At 42.1% G+C, this 13,086-nt stretch carries 18 protein-coding genes; 16 read left to right on the forward strand and 2 right to left on the reverse strand.

Annotated features, from left to right (window positions below):
• Positions 1-4: 4 nt before the first annotated feature.
• The 10 genes from F0316_RS18775 to F0316_RS18830 all read left to right on the forward strand — a co-directional run bounded on the left by F0316_RS18775 (position 5) and on the right by F0316_RS18830 (position 6,586).
• Complete coding sequence (locus F0316_RS18775; protein ID WP_114717184.1) at positions 5-520, forward strand: hypothetical protein; 516 nt, start codon at positions 5-7, stop codon at positions 518-520.
• A gap of 227 nt (positions 521-747) precedes the next feature.
• Positions 748-1,173: a hypothetical protein gene (locus F0316_RS18790; RefSeq protein WP_033930536.1), complete on the forward strand. Its 426-nt coding sequence runs from the start codon at positions 748-750 to the stop codon at positions 1,171-1,173.
• Positions 1,174-1,369: 196 nt separating this feature from the next.
• Positions 1,370-1,975 (forward strand): HAD family hydrolase, encoded by a 606-nt coding sequence (locus tag F0316_RS18795; RefSeq protein WP_149560873.1) that lies wholly within the window; start codon positions 1,370-1,372, stop codon positions 1,973-1,975.
• Between the two features lie 143 nt (positions 1,976-2,118).
• The gene (locus F0316_RS18800) at positions 2,119-2,607 is read left to right on the forward strand and encodes a hypothetical protein (protein ID WP_000424240.1); all 489 of its coding nucleotides are present in this window, start codon (positions 2,119-2,121) and stop codon (positions 2,605-2,607) included.
• Positions 2,608-2,752: 145 nt separating this feature from the next.
• Entirely contained in the window at positions 2,753-3,391 is a 639-nt protein-coding gene (locus F0316_RS19930) for a hypothetical protein (RefSeq protein ID WP_172626087.1), read from the forward strand.
• 135 nt (positions 3,392-3,526) lie between these two features.
• Positions 3,527-3,895, forward strand: coding sequence for a hypothetical protein (locus tag F0316_RS18805; RefSeq protein ID WP_057558163.1), 369 nt, complete (start codon positions 3,527-3,529; stop codon positions 3,893-3,895).
• Between the two features lie 133 nt (positions 3,896-4,028).
• Entirely contained in the window at positions 4,029-4,544 is a 516-nt protein-coding gene (locus F0316_RS18810; protein WP_000343786.1) for a GNAT family N-acetyltransferase, read from the forward strand.
• Between the two features lie 272 nt (positions 4,545-4,816).
• Positions 4,817-5,050: a DUF3709 domain-containing protein gene (locus F0316_RS18820; RefSeq protein WP_057562222.1), complete on the forward strand. Its 234-nt coding sequence runs from the start codon at positions 4,817-4,819 to the stop codon at positions 5,048-5,050.
• Positions 5,051-5,330: 280 nt separating this feature from the next.
• Positions 5,331-5,900, forward strand: coding sequence for a flavodoxin family protein (locus F0316_RS18825; protein ID WP_000686204.1), 570 nt, complete (start codon positions 5,331-5,333; stop codon positions 5,898-5,900).
• A gap of 134 nt (positions 5,901-6,034) precedes the next feature.
• Positions 6,035-6,586 carry a hypothetical protein gene (locus F0316_RS18830; RefSeq protein WP_000672156.1) on the forward strand — a complete coding sequence of 184 codons (552 nt, stop codon included), beginning with the start codon at positions 6,035-6,037 and terminating at the stop codon, positions 6,584-6,586.
• Positions 6,587-6,733: 147 nt separating this feature from the next.
• Here the strand turns inward: F0316_RS18830 and F0316_RS18835 are convergent, their stop codons facing one another.
• Together F0316_RS18835 and F0316_RS18840 are read right to left on the reverse strand one after the other, a co-directional pair.
• A complete protein-coding gene (locus F0316_RS18835; protein WP_149560828.1) occupies positions 6,734-7,231 on the reverse strand; it encodes a GNAT family N-acetyltransferase in 498 nt (165 codons plus the stop codon).
• Complete coding sequence (locus F0316_RS18840) at positions 7,228-7,500, reverse strand: type II toxin-antitoxin system TacA family antitoxin (RefSeq protein WP_000246254.1); 273 nt, start codon at positions 7,498-7,500, stop codon at positions 7,228-7,230. The genes F0316_RS18835 and F0316_RS18840 overlap by 4 nt, the downstream gene beginning before the upstream one ends.
• Positions 7,501-8,420: 920 nt before the next feature.
• Here F0316_RS18840 and F0316_RS18855 point away from each other — a divergent pair.
• The 6 genes from F0316_RS18855 (at position 8,421) to F0316_RS18885 (ending at position 12,770) form a co-directional block, all read left to right on the forward strand.
• The gene (locus F0316_RS18855; protein ID WP_002021999.1) at positions 8,421-8,600 is read left to right on the forward strand and encodes a DUF645 family protein; all 180 of its coding nucleotides are present in this window, start codon (positions 8,421-8,423) and stop codon (positions 8,598-8,600) included.
• Positions 8,601-8,799: 199 nt separating this feature from the next.
• Positions 8,800-9,666 carry a hypothetical protein gene (locus tag F0316_RS18860; RefSeq protein WP_149560829.1) on the forward strand — a complete coding sequence of 289 codons (867 nt, stop codon included), beginning with the start codon at positions 8,800-8,802 and terminating at the stop codon, positions 9,664-9,666.
• Positions 9,667-10,275: 609 nt separating this feature from the next.
• Complete coding sequence (locus F0316_RS18870) at positions 10,276-10,791, forward strand: lipocalin family protein (protein ID WP_001201533.1); 516 nt, start codon at positions 10,276-10,278, stop codon at positions 10,789-10,791.
• Positions 10,792-10,948: 157 nt separating this feature from the next.
• Positions 10,949-11,485, forward strand: coding sequence for a GNAT family N-acetyltransferase (locus F0316_RS18875; protein ID WP_000469482.1), 537 nt, complete (start codon positions 10,949-10,951; stop codon positions 11,483-11,485).
• A gap of 158 nt (positions 11,486-11,643) precedes the next feature.
• Positions 11,644-12,204: an O-methyltransferase gene (locus F0316_RS18880; protein ID WP_229023017.1), complete on the forward strand. Its 561-nt coding sequence runs from the start codon at positions 11,644-11,646 to the stop codon at positions 12,202-12,204.
• Positions 12,205-12,344: 140 nt separating this feature from the next.
• The gene (locus F0316_RS18885; RefSeq protein ID WP_002045007.1) at positions 12,345-12,770 is read left to right on the forward strand and encodes a GNAT family N-acetyltransferase; all 426 of its coding nucleotides are present in this window, start codon (positions 12,345-12,347) and stop codon (positions 12,768-12,770) included.
• Positions 12,771-13,086 lie beyond the last annotated feature (316 nt).

The following is a 13,086-nucleotide window of genomic DNA, read 5'->3' on the forward strand; positions in this document are numbered from 1 at the left end:
CTAAATGATGACAAAGCTGAAACTTGGTTTATTTTTTGTTCCCTCATTACTTGCAGGCGCTTATGTGGGGTTAAGGTTTCCATCTTTGGATACCCAAGAGCAGAAAGAAATGGTTGGCTTTATAGTTGGTTTTTCTCAGTCGGACTTGTTTAATATTGCTGCACCACTGTCAGTATTAATTTTTGCTATTTATGTTTTTATCTTTGGGCAAATTCCTAGGAAACTTTCTGGTAAAAGGAAAGTAATATTATTTTGGTTGCCGGGTCTTTCGTTGACTTGTTCCATGCCGTTTTTCACGGCTCTTCTGAGCTTTCTTGTTGTTTATAGTGGTGACTTAGAAACAACAAAGCTAATAGTATATAGCTTGCTCGGCTTCATATATTCTGTAGTGTTTTTGTTGGGTATGCTCGCTCCAGCTTTTGAGGGAATGTACCCAAAAGAAATCTCTCAAAAACGTAGAGTTTATGTACTTCTGGTTGTTTCATTATTTTTGGTTATGGTGTGGGGATATTTCACATAACAAACGCTTCAAGAGGGACAGCCAACGCGTGGCATTTTTATTATGCGTTGGTTTTTGTGATTAAGGTGTTATGCGGAAAGTTAGTAGTAGCGTTGGCTGCCCCTTAAGCGGGCGTTAGCACACACATCTCATAAGCTGGAGCTTGTATCCTGTTACGGTATTTCTGTTCAATGGTCTTTTGCCTTGGTTTAGTATCGAGACGTAACCTTTATTTGAGAGGCTGAAAAATGAAAAAATCGTTAATGGTACTGACTGTAATGATTGCTTTAGTGGGTTGCGATGATGCAACTAAAGCGATTGATGGGGCTCAAGCTGCAGCGAATAAAGCCGTAGATAACTTGCAGCAAAAAGCGGACTCACTAAATTTGCAAGACCTTAATCTTGACGTTATTGGTGATGCGACTCAAAAAGCACAAGAGTTTACTCAATCAATAGATTCGTTGATCAATACCGATTTCACCGATCACCAAGCAGTTGTTGCCGCTACAGAGAAAATTTCTAATTCCTACAGTTGTTTAGTTGACGTTTCTTCGGAAGCAACAGCGGAAAACTTGCTAGATAAAATCGTATCATCAGTAAAGAACGATCAAGTGTTAGCAATTATCGAAAAAGGCGTGGCACAAGCTAAAACGGCGAAAGAGTGCGTTATGTAACCAGTGTGTGCTAACAAACGCCTCAAGAGGGACTGTCAACGCGCGGCGTTTCCAGTCCCATTGGGCTGCGGTGGTTTCGGTTGTTGTGTTTGAGTTTAGTGGTATGCGTTGCCAGCCCCTTAGGCGGGCGTTATACGAACTCGTAAAATTTAGCACGGAGAGTGAATTGAAAGATTATGAAGTTTATCTGTTCGATATGGACGGAACATTAGTAAACTCAGAGCCTTTAAAGGGCAAAGCGTTAGCATTGGCGTGCTCTGATTATGGCGCGCACGTAGATAACAATATATATAAAGATGTTATGGGTGAAAGTTGGCAGGTTGTAACGGGGCACTTCTTTAAAAAAGCTAATATTGCTCCTGATTTAACAGAGTTCAATCGCTACTTTCGCGCTCACTACGAACAAATGCTCAATGACGAGCTTGAGCTCAATATTGGAGCGAAGGCTTATATAGAACAGTTGAAACTATCGGGCAAAAAATGTGGTGTTGTGAGTTCAGCAGCAACATGGATGGTAGAGAAAATTCTAACCTCGTTGCAGCTAGATAATGCTTTTGACCTTGTTATCACACAAGAGCATGTAACTAAGCATAAACCTGACCCTGAAGCTTACACTTTAGCTCTTGCCAAATTAGCAGCTTCACCAGCACAAACAATAGTGTTTGAAGATTCTACAGCGGGTATCCTAGCTGGAAAGTCAAGTGGTTGTGACGTCATTGCTATTAAGCATAGCTTCAATGGCAAAAATGATCTAAGTGGTGCAATAAAAGCAATCTGTACATACGAGGAAATGTTCGTATAACAAACGCCTCAAGAGGGACTGTCAACGCGTAGCGTTTCCAGTCCCATTGAGCCGCGGTGGTTTCGGCTGTTGTGATTGAGTTTAGTGGTAATGCGTTGCCAGCCCCTTAGGCGAGCGTTAGGGCTTAATGGAGAAAGGAAACAATGGAGCTTGTTTTTGGCTACGCACTGGGATTTTTGGTGTTGATGCCGTTACTGACGCTCATGCATGAGCTTGGTCATGCGATACCTCAGTTGTGTATGAAAAAGAAAGTTGTCATTGATTTGGGGGGTTCTAGTCCAATCCCGATAATAAAAGTGAGCCGCTTGTTTATCAGAATTGCGCCATTTTCTACTTTTCATGGCTTTTGTAGCATAAGTTCAAGGCTGTTGAGAGTCGGTTTGGTGGTCACGTTGCTTGGTGGTCCACTAGTAACATTACTTTTGGCTATGTTATTAAATGAGTTAAGAATGGTTGACGCGGGTCAATGGTTCACTTTTTTAGCAAGCTTTGGTTTTTACTTCACGGTGTTTCAATTAGTTTTTACTTTAGCACCAATAAAATATCCAAGTTTTTTCGGTGGTTATAGTGGCACAAAAAGTGATGGGTTAAGAATATTAGAAGCCCTAAGGTGTAATGAAAGTACGCCCTAACAAACGCCTCAAGAGGGACTGTCAACGCGTGGCGTTTCCAGTCCCATTGAGCCGCGGTGGTTGCAGTTGTTGTGTTTGAGTTTAGTGGTATGCGTTGCCAGCCCCTTAGGCGGGCGTTATGTTGTAATCAGAGGATGGTCTTGAGTTGAATAAAAATTACCCATTGATGTTTTGGTTTATATTGCTTTCAATTCTGGTTGCTCCAATCACAATCTATTCTCTTCAATTTGGTTTTGGTGTATGGAGCAAACATGAAGATTGGGCAACTATGGGCAGCGCTTTGGGTGGAATATATTCACCTATAATTGCGCTACTAGCTTTCTTCGTAATATTTGCCCAAACGAGGGTGCAGTTGCTCTCAGAACAGCACTCTAGAAATATGGTATACATCCATGATGCGAAGCAAGATTTCAATTTCTATATTGAGCGTCTTGATTCCGTTCTCAGCGAAAAAGTGGACGGTGATTTAACAGTAAGTTACATCTTGGTTGCCTTGTTAGATTCGATACCTGACGATAATTTATTGACTGATGAGTGTATTAAATTATGTCAGCAGTTCTCTATCAAGTATCAGAAAGTTTGGGGCTTATGGTGCGCAGTTATTCCTCTGCTAAAAGGGTTGGAATCGCAACATTATTTTCCCTATGAGCACAATTTTACAAGCTTAAAACTCAGGGCAGTAAGTTTACTTTCAACTCCAACTTGCAGATGTTTAGATAAATTGGACTATGTTCTTTCTAAAGGGAAAAGTAGTCAGTCATACTATTGGACGCCAGCAACATAACAAACGCCTCAAGAGGGACTGTCAACGCGCGGCGTTTCCAGTCCCATTGAGCCGCGGTGGTTTCGGTTGTTGTGTTTGAGTTTCGTGTAATGCGTTGTCAGCCCCTTAGGCGGGCGTTATGTGCTAGGAGGAAAATTGATAAAACAGCCCCCTTATAAAGTTGAGTTTGGCCAGCTAGGAGAGGTTCCACCTATGCACGTTATTTCTATAGACAATACCTCAATACGGTTGAGTGGAAACAGCCAAGATATCCTTGACAGTGGCTATACTGATGCAGTTATGGCTTGTAATGGAATTGAATCCGAAGAAACCAAGAAGGCAATGCTTGAGCTTAATAGACAGGGTTTTGTATTTGCTTACGACTATAAAGCTTATATTTCACCTAGCTACTATATGAAGCAGCTTTTATTAAGTGGTGATTTAACAACTTCATTTAAAGAAATCAGTTGGAGAAACCCAAAGCAATGGTGTCTTACCGAGTATGAGTTTGAACTACGCACATAACAAAGCGTTAAAGAGGGACTTGGCACGCGTGGCATTTTCAATTTGCGGTAAGTTTAGTGGTTACGGCGTGATGCGGTCACTTTTGTAGTGCGTGCCGGCGCCCCTTAACGCGGCGTTATGCAGTTATTTGAACATGGATGAAAAAGTGATTATTAGAAAAGTAACAGTCGAAGATGCAGAGTCAGTATTGTCATTAATGTACCAATTAGATCGAGAGTCTAAATTCATGCTGCTTGAACCAGAAGAAAGGACAACCACACTGGAGCAGCAAATCCAAATTATTCACTCATTCAATGATTCATCTAATAAGGTGATGTATTTACTGACCAATGATGAAAAGGCTTTTGGTTTCATTGTCGGTGTAGGTAATACAGCCAATCGCAATAAACACTGCATGTCTTTGGTCATTGGCCTTCTCCAAGCTGTTACAGGCCAAGGATTTGGAAAAGAATTAGTAAACAAGCTTGAAGGTTGGGCGATTTCTCATGGATATAGCCGGCTAGAGTTGACCGTAATGCAGCACAATGAGAGAGCTAAAAGGCTCTATGAGTCATGTGGTTTTGAAGTTGAGGGTTTAAAGCGCCATTCTCTGGTTGTCGATGGTGAGTATGTTAATGAGCTGTACATGTCTAAGCTATTAACCGCATAACAAACGCCTCAAGAGGGACTGTCAACGCGTAGCGTTTCCAGTCCCATTGAGCCGCGGTGGTTACGGTTGTTGTGTTTGAGTTTAGTGGTAATGCGTTGCCAGCCCCTTAGGCGGGCGTTATGCTTAATTCATAAAAATCAGTAGGTTATGCTTGTCGATTCCTTTGGCATTTCGTTCAGGTTTTTTCGGCAATGCAATATTGTTTTTCGCTGCCTAATGAAGCGGCAATGTGTCTGGCACTGTAAATTCTGAGTTATTGCCTCATTGGGTTTTTGAGTCCACGCGAGGTGAGTTTGGCTCTCTCAAGTCGCTTTGAGCAGTTTGGTGCCTTTACTTATAGGCTTAAAGTTTGTCGGCAATTGAGCATTGTTTTGCGCTGCCTAATGAAACGGCAATATGTCTGTCGCTGTAAATTTCAGTGTCATTGCCTCATTGAGTTGTTGTGCCCATACGTGGTGAGTTGGTTTGTCGGAGAGGGTTTCCACATTGACCTAGTTGCTAAGTGAAAGCCTGCATTGGTCAGCTCATAAGTAAACTTTGATTCAGTTCCAATTCGAGAAACTCTATGGTTTGGCTAATAATTTCAATGGTTTATTTTTGAGTTGTTTCAAGTGTAGAGTGTTGAAGTTTAAGCATAACAAACGCCTCAAGAGGGACTGTCAACGCGTGGCGTTTCCAGTCCCAATGAGCCGCGGGGGTTACGGTCGTTGTGATTGAGTTTTGTGGTAATGCGTTGCCAGCCCCTTAGGCGGGCGTTATGTTTTTCCGTAGAAAAAGGACACATCAGTGAAAATAGCGGTAATTTACTTTACTAAAACAGATGTTACAGGAAAGTTGGCGCAAGAAGTTATCAAAGGGATCTGTGGCGCAGAGCCGAATGCAGTTGTTCTTGAACATCGTATTGACGGAAAGGAAATTGTAGAGGGTCGGTTTATCAACCCCACACTTTTCGAAAGTCTACTCGAATGTGATGCCATCATAATGGGCTCACCTACATATATGGGTGGCGTTTCTGCTCAATTCAAAGCATTTGCTGACGCAAGTAGTGAGTTTTGGAGTGAGCAAATGTGGTCAAGTAAAGTGGCGGCTGGTTTTACAAGTGGTAGCGCTCCGAATGGCGATCAATCAAGTACGCTAAATTATTTGGTTACTTTGGCAAATCAACACGGTATGTATTGGGTTGGCCTAGATTTGGCTCATGGTTATAAAGATCAAGGTTTAAATCGTTTTGGCTGCCAGCTTGGTGTTGTTTCTCAATCAGTTGATGGTGTTGCTGACGAGGTTGACTTACTTTCAGCGAAGTATTTAGGGCAGAGGGTTGTGGGTCTGGTTTCTAAACTTAAGCCCAAAACATAACAAACACTTCAAGCGGGACTGTCAACGCGTAGCGTTTCCAGTCCCATTGAACCGAAGTGGTTACGGCTGTTGGTTTAAGCTGTGCGGTAGCGTTGCCAGCCCCTTAAGCGGGCGTTATGTGCCAAGGAGTAATTTTGAAGTTTCGATTAATACTTATTTCTTTTGCCTTTATGGTTAGTTCTGTTTACGCAAATGATATGCCTTCAGAGGTAGTAGCACTTAAGAAAGCATTTCAAGCTATACCTGGAATTAGGACTGCCGAAGTAGGTAAGCATCATTACTCGAAAGAAGATATTGTTACATTAAACGAGATTTATTTTCCTAGAGAATATGCTGATTTACCAATATCAATGTATAGAAGGAGTGGAGGAAACCTTAATAATGAAATTTTAATTAATGTTGTATTTGAGATTCAAAAGGATGCATTAGGGCTGCAAGCATTAGAATTTCTTTCTTGGTGGGTTCGTGATCTATCAAGGTCTGGTGATAATGTTCAAATACGAACTATTGGTTTACCGCCGATTGTAGGTGATACAGTCCAGCTCGGTAATACCTTAAGTTTTTGGTTTGAAGCCTATATCGTGACAGAAAGAGACGATATCGGGCTTGTTCTAATTGAAATTTCTGACTTAGCACAATCGCTAAACTCTAGCTATAACCTATATAAATCAGCATTTGATAAATAGGCACATAACAAACTGTTTAAGAGGGATTCGCAACGCGTGGCACTTTTACTATGCGTTGACTTAAGTGTTTAAGGTGGTATGCGGCGGCTTCGGTATTGCGTTGCTCACCCCTTAACAGGGCGTTAGTTTGCTAAAGGTAGTGGATAACTAGCCTAAGCTTGCTCTGATATCAGCAATGGTGATGAAGAGTTTGTTTTCAGCATCTTGAAACGCTTGAAACCCATAGCGCTCATAGAAATGTTTTGCACCATCTTTGGCATCAACGATCACAACAGGGAACGCTACGCTGTCACTGGCTGCGAGTAGCTTTCTGAGAGCGTCAATGAGTAGCCACTCACCAAAACCTTTTCCTTTGTATCTATCGTCGACAGCTAAACGAGCAATGAGCCCTCCAGAGGTTGAGGATTGGTGCTTCTTTTGTAACTTGTCGGGTAAGGCTTTCAAATCAATGGGTGTCATAGTCAGAGTGTAAAAGCCGATGATATAAGCACTGTTATTATCATCCTCCAAAACGAAGGTTCTGGTGTTGTCTTTTTTGGCTTGCTGACTCGCTATTACTTTTAAGTAATTGTTGAGGGCTTCAATGCCACAATTGAAACGGTTCTTATCGTGCTTATCTTTATCGAGAAGTACCGTATTCATCATTGAGTTTTGCTCTCATAACGTTCGGATGCCAATTTGAGCTTTGCATTTGCTACCGCTGGATTATCAAGAGCTTCCATCAGCAATACGGCATCAGCTTGGCTAAGCTTTAGAGCTTGCTCACGTTCAATGACTTGTTTTGCTTTTTCGATTGCCGCATTCAAAACAAATGAGTTAATACTAGACATGCCAGCAAGAGCAGCAGCCTTAGTGAGTAAATCTTGAGTATCGACATCAACTCTAGCGGTGATGCGAGGCAAAGTCGTTGCCATAGTTTTATCTCCTGTTGTGTCAAACTGTCACATGGTTATTATGGTATTAAAGTGTTCAACAAGCAATCTTTGTGTCATTTTGGCACGCAAACTAACAAACGCCTCAAGAGGGACTGTCAACGCGTGGCGTTTCCAGTCCCAATGAGTCGCGGTGGTTACGGTTGTTGTGTTTGAGTTTAGTGTTATGCGTTGCCAGCCCCTTAGGCGGGCGTTATGTACTAGGTAGAAAAAATGAACAATAACATTAGATTGAATATGTACGGATATGTGTTCACAGAGCTCGCTTATATCGTGTTTTTGTGGCTTGTCTTATATTGGCTTTCAAGTGGTAATCATCAGTGGATACAACTACTTACATTAATAATGTGTTTTGGTGCAGCTACTAGGATTCTTATGTTATGGAATAAGTTTCGGCAAGGTTCTCTAAAAATATTAGGTGGGCAGTTATTTTTCAAAGGTTTAGCGTGCGATGTAACTTTGTTATATGACTTTTTGCCGTTAGGAATAGGCTCGACCATAAAGGTCTCATATTTTGAAGAGACTATGCAGAAACGTAGTATTTACATTCCGAAAAATGCGCTAAGCCATGAACATTGGCAACAATTGTTGGAGCGTCGTACATAACAAACGCCTCAAGAGGGACTGTCAACGCGTGGCGTTTCCAGTCCCAATTAGCCGCGGTGGTTTCGGTTCTTGTGGTTGAGTTTAGTGTTATGCGTTGCCAGCCCCTTAGGCGGGCGTTAGTTTCTCTCAGGAAAGAGCATCAAAAATTTACGCCCAAGGTTCTGAAAATTCAGCTTTTGGCGTTCAAACTGCACAACTGGACTATTAAGTTTGGCTTGATGCTGATTTGGTAGAAAGCGTTGAAAGTTCAGTAGTTTCAAAGTCGCTGAAAGCCCAAAAACCTCGATGCTCCAACGTTGTTAGATGTTCTACTCGGAAAGTTTGGTTTCACAAAAGGCAGCATCATCGCTGTGATCTTGCTTTCTTTGTCGCGGACTCTTAACCGTGGCCAACTTAACCTTTATTGTTTTGAGTTTTGGCAGTCAACTTCACAGCTTTTGGCGTTGGACGTGTGCTTGTTCGATGCATTTGCGTAAAATGACTTTCAAGCAAATGTGTTAAAAGTCATTGCTAAACAATAGGCTACGAAACTAACAAACGCCTCAAGAGGGACTGTCAACGCGTGGCGTTTCCAGTCCCATTGAGCCGCGGTGATTGCAGTTGTTGTGTTTGAGTTTTGTGGTATGCGTTGCCAGCCCCTTAGGCGGGCGTTAGTTGTAACTGGAGAGTTTTAGATTGTCATTTAATGATAGAGATTGGTTTTATTCATTTAGAGAGCTAGATTCGATCATTAGCGAAAAAAATTCTTCAAAATTGATTGGGGATATTCTACAAAAATATTCCAAGATAACAAAGAATTGGAATGAAGACTTAAACTCTGAATGGACATGTCGAATTTACTTTGCAACAAACATGATTCTCAATGCGACAGTTTTACTAAAAAACGCTGATTACGCAGAAGAGAAGAATGTTCGTATAGTAAGACCTTATCTTGAATATTATGCAGTTTTATCTTTGCTCCGTTGTGTTGTTTACACACTACCTGAAATGGAATGGAAAGATGGAGAGCTAATTAAGATATCGCATACAAAAGCTTTGAATTTAGCGATCGATTGGCTTGCAAAATTTAGTATTGAAAAATCTCAGGAATTGAAAAAAGTATGTAAATTACTCAAAGCACAGCGTGAATTAATTTCCTATCGTGCTCCTGCAAGCGGAGATAGTAATCTAAGTAGTAGCTATAATATTACGGAAGTATGTACAATTTTAGCTGAGGTAGCTCAATTTAATTCAGAGTTATTGGAAGCATCTGTAAGCAAAAATGCATCAAATGAACATTTCGTTGTCCATTCCTCGGATATTATAAAAATTGTTAATGTGGAAATAGAGGGACATCATTTCTATGATCGCTATGACTCAATCCGTTTAAGTTATGTCCAAAGAAAACAGTCAAGACCATATAATTTGGCTTTGTTTATGACAGAAGGTCAAACGGAAGACTTTATCGGGGCGTGGGATGATGATGAAAGCTATGAAGATGACGATAGCATTTATCATGGAGGAAGTCCGTGTGATTGGCAGGATATATTTGACATACCGTAAATACAACTAACAAACGCCTCAAGCGGGACTGTCAACGCGCGGCGTTTCCAGTCCCATTGAGCCGCAGTGGTTATGGTTGTTGTGTTTGAGTTTGGTGGTATGCGTTGCCAGCCCCTTAGGCGGGCGTTAGCTTAAAACATTTAAAATCAATTGATTGTGGTCTTTTCTTTCTTCCTTTGGCAATTCGTTCAGGTTTATCGGCAAATCAGTATTGTTTGCCAACGCGAGTTTTGAGCCGTTGCCTCAATGGAGTTTTGGGATTGCGCGAGGTCAGTAAGTTTGGCGCAAAGTCGCTTTGGACGTTTCGCTTTGAGCTTTCCGAAAGTGACTTATCAAAATTTTCGGGTTTTCAAATCGCATGAAAGGCCACAAAGTTTGAATCAATTCGGGTTTTAAAACTCAAGTGGTTTGCCGGTTTCCTAAATCGAGTTAGTTTCAGGTTTGGTCAATCTTAATGTGCTGAAATTTAAGCTAACAAACTGCTTAAGAGGGATTCGCAATGCGTGGCATTTTCAGCATGCTTTGGGTTTTCGTGATTAAGGCGGTGTGCGGTAGCTTTCGTAGTGCATTGCTCACCCCTTAGCAGGGCGTTAGGTATTTGGAGACATCATGAGAGCTATCTTTTTGATTCTTTGCTCTGTTTTATTGAATGGTTGCTTGGGCATGCCCGAATCAGTAAAACCAGTGTCGGATTTTGAACTGAACAACTATTTAGGCAAATGGTACGAGGTTGCTCGACTCGATCACTCCTTTGAAAGAGGCTTAAGTCAGGTTACAGCGGAATACCGTGTTCGAAATGATGGTGGTGTTTCGGTTCTTAATCGTGGTTATTCTGAAGAGAAAGGTGAGTGGAAAGAAGCGGAAGGCAAAGCTTACTTTGTGAACGGCTCAACAGACGGCTATCTGAAGGTTTCATTTTTTGGTCCGTTTTATGGCTCCTACGTAGTGTTTGAGTTAGACCGTGAAAACTACAGTTATGCTTTTGTGTCAGGGCCGAATACAGAATATCTGTGGTTACTTTCAAGAACGCCGACTGTAGAACGAGGCATTCTGGACAAGTTCATAGAAATGTCGAAAGAGCGTGGTTTTGATACAAATCGGCTCATTTACGTTCAGCAGCAATAAATACCTAACAAACGCCTCAAGAGGGACTGTCAACGCGTGGCGTTTCCAGTCCCATTGAGCCGCGGTGGTTATGGTTGTTGTGTTTAAGTTTGGTTGTTATGCGTTGCCAGCCCCTTAGGCGGGCGTTATGTGTCCTCAGTGGAAATAAGACGAAACTATGTTCATAGAATCATTAAAAATCAGGCTTCGTTCACTTGAAGTGGAGGATGCAGAATCCTTTTATCAGTGGTCTGGTGATAGGGAAGTGACACAATTCAGCTTATCTGCTTATGCCTATCCCCAATCTCGCTCAGATATCGCTAAGTGGCTGTCAGAGATTAACTCAAGTTCAAAGACGATTTCTTTTGGTATCGAGTGTAAAGAAAGCCAAAAGCTGATTGGTTATGCTGGTATTTCGGGGATTAGCTCACTTAACCGAAGTGGTGAGTATTTTATCCTCATTGGTGATAAAGCATTTTGGGGCAAGGGGCTAGGAACAGAAGTTACGCGTTTAGTCACTAATTATGGATTCCGAGAGCTTGGCTTACATCGAATAGAATTGACCGCATATTGTGACAACGTAGCGGCAGTCAAAGCGTATGAAAATGCAGGCTATCAGCATGAAGGTATCAAAAGAGAATCGGGCTATCGCAATGGCCGATTCATGGACAAAGTCCAAATGTCCGTTTTATCGCGAGAGTGGCCGGCCACATAACAAACGCCTCAAGAGGGACTGTCAACGCGCGGCGTTTCCAGTCCCAATGAGCCGCGGTGGTTTCGGTTGTTGAGGTTGAGTTTGGTGTTAATGCGTTGCCAGCCCCTTAGGCGGGCGTTATACCTATTGAGGGAAATACGTTGGAATTTCAAAGAATCATGGAAGATTTAGAGCAGTTCGGGATACAAAACGATCTTGCTCAATCTGATAAATCAAAGAAGTACCTGAATATCACAAGAGACACTGGTGAGTTTCTATCTGTGCTTGTTAAAGCCACTGGGGCAAACAGGATCTTGGAAATTGGTACATCTAACGGATACTCGACGATTTGGTTAGCTTCTGCACTTCCCGATGATGGTAAGGTTTACACCATTGAAGCTAACCCTCAGAAAATCGAAGAGGCCTCGTTAAATTTCAATCAGACGCATACAAGCTCGAAGATAGTTCAACTTGTCGGAGACGCTACGGAGGTCCTATCTAATGTGCCTGAAAGCATGGACTTTATCTTCCTTGATGCTGACAGGAAAACCTATGTATCGTTAGCTGACGACTTATTCAATCTTCTAAAAACGGGTGGTTTGTTGGTCTGTGACAATGCCACCTCTCATGCAGATGAACTTGAAGAATTCAGAGCGTGGGTAAGCTCTCAGCACAACCTGAGCGTTTCGTTAGTGCCTATAGGTAAAGGTGAGTTACTGGTCTATAAGGATGAAAAATAGGTATAACAAAGGCCTCAAGAGGGACTGTCAACGCGCGGCGTTTCCAGTCCCATTGAGCCGCGGTGGTTTCGGCTGTTGTGTTTGAGTTTTATGTTATGCGTTGCCAGCCCCTTAGCCGGGCGTTAGGTTTAAGGTTGCTCATGGAAATCAAAGAGTTTAGTGCCTGTAATCTCGAATCGTTGAGAAAGCTCTACTTGGACTCTAGACGGGATAGTTTCCCATGGCTCAAGGCGGATAGTTTTCGGATAGAAGACTTCGACCGCGATAGTCAAGGTGAACGAATTTGGTTGTCTGAGGTTTTAGGGAATGTTGCCGGCTTCATTTCCATTTGGGAACCTGACAATTTTATTCATCATCTCTATGTTGCAACCGAATATCAGGGGCAAGGTGTGGGCTCGATGCTGCTTAACGGTGCAAAAATGAAATATGGCAATTTAAGCCTTAAGTGCATGGTTCAAAATCAAAAAGCACTCAACTTTTATTTGTCGCAAGGTTTTGAAATTGTGTCGCAAGTGGATGATGAATTGGGTGGTTATTACTACATGAGCTTCGTAGCACAAACCTAACAAACGCCTCAAGAGGGACTGTCAACGCGTGGCGTTTCCAGTCCCAATGAGTCGCGGTGGTTACGGTTGTTGTGATTGAGTTTAGTGGTATGCGTTGCCAGCCCCTTAGGCGGGCGTTATGTGCTTTTTTGTTAAACACACCTTTTCTTCTTATTCATCCCTAATAAATTCAGTTTGTTACGTTCTCTTTGTCATGAGTTTTATCGAATGTCGTTTGGCATAATATGCCCCCAAGGCGCCAACGCTTAATCTAGGCGGACCTGCATTTGTCGTAAGCAAAATCGTTAGACTATTCAGTCTATTACCCTTACTTAAA

Source organism: Vibrio cholerae, from assembly GCF_008369605.1.
Lineage (GTDB): Bacteria > Pseudomonadota > Gammaproteobacteria > Enterobacterales > Vibrionaceae > Vibrio > Vibrio cholerae.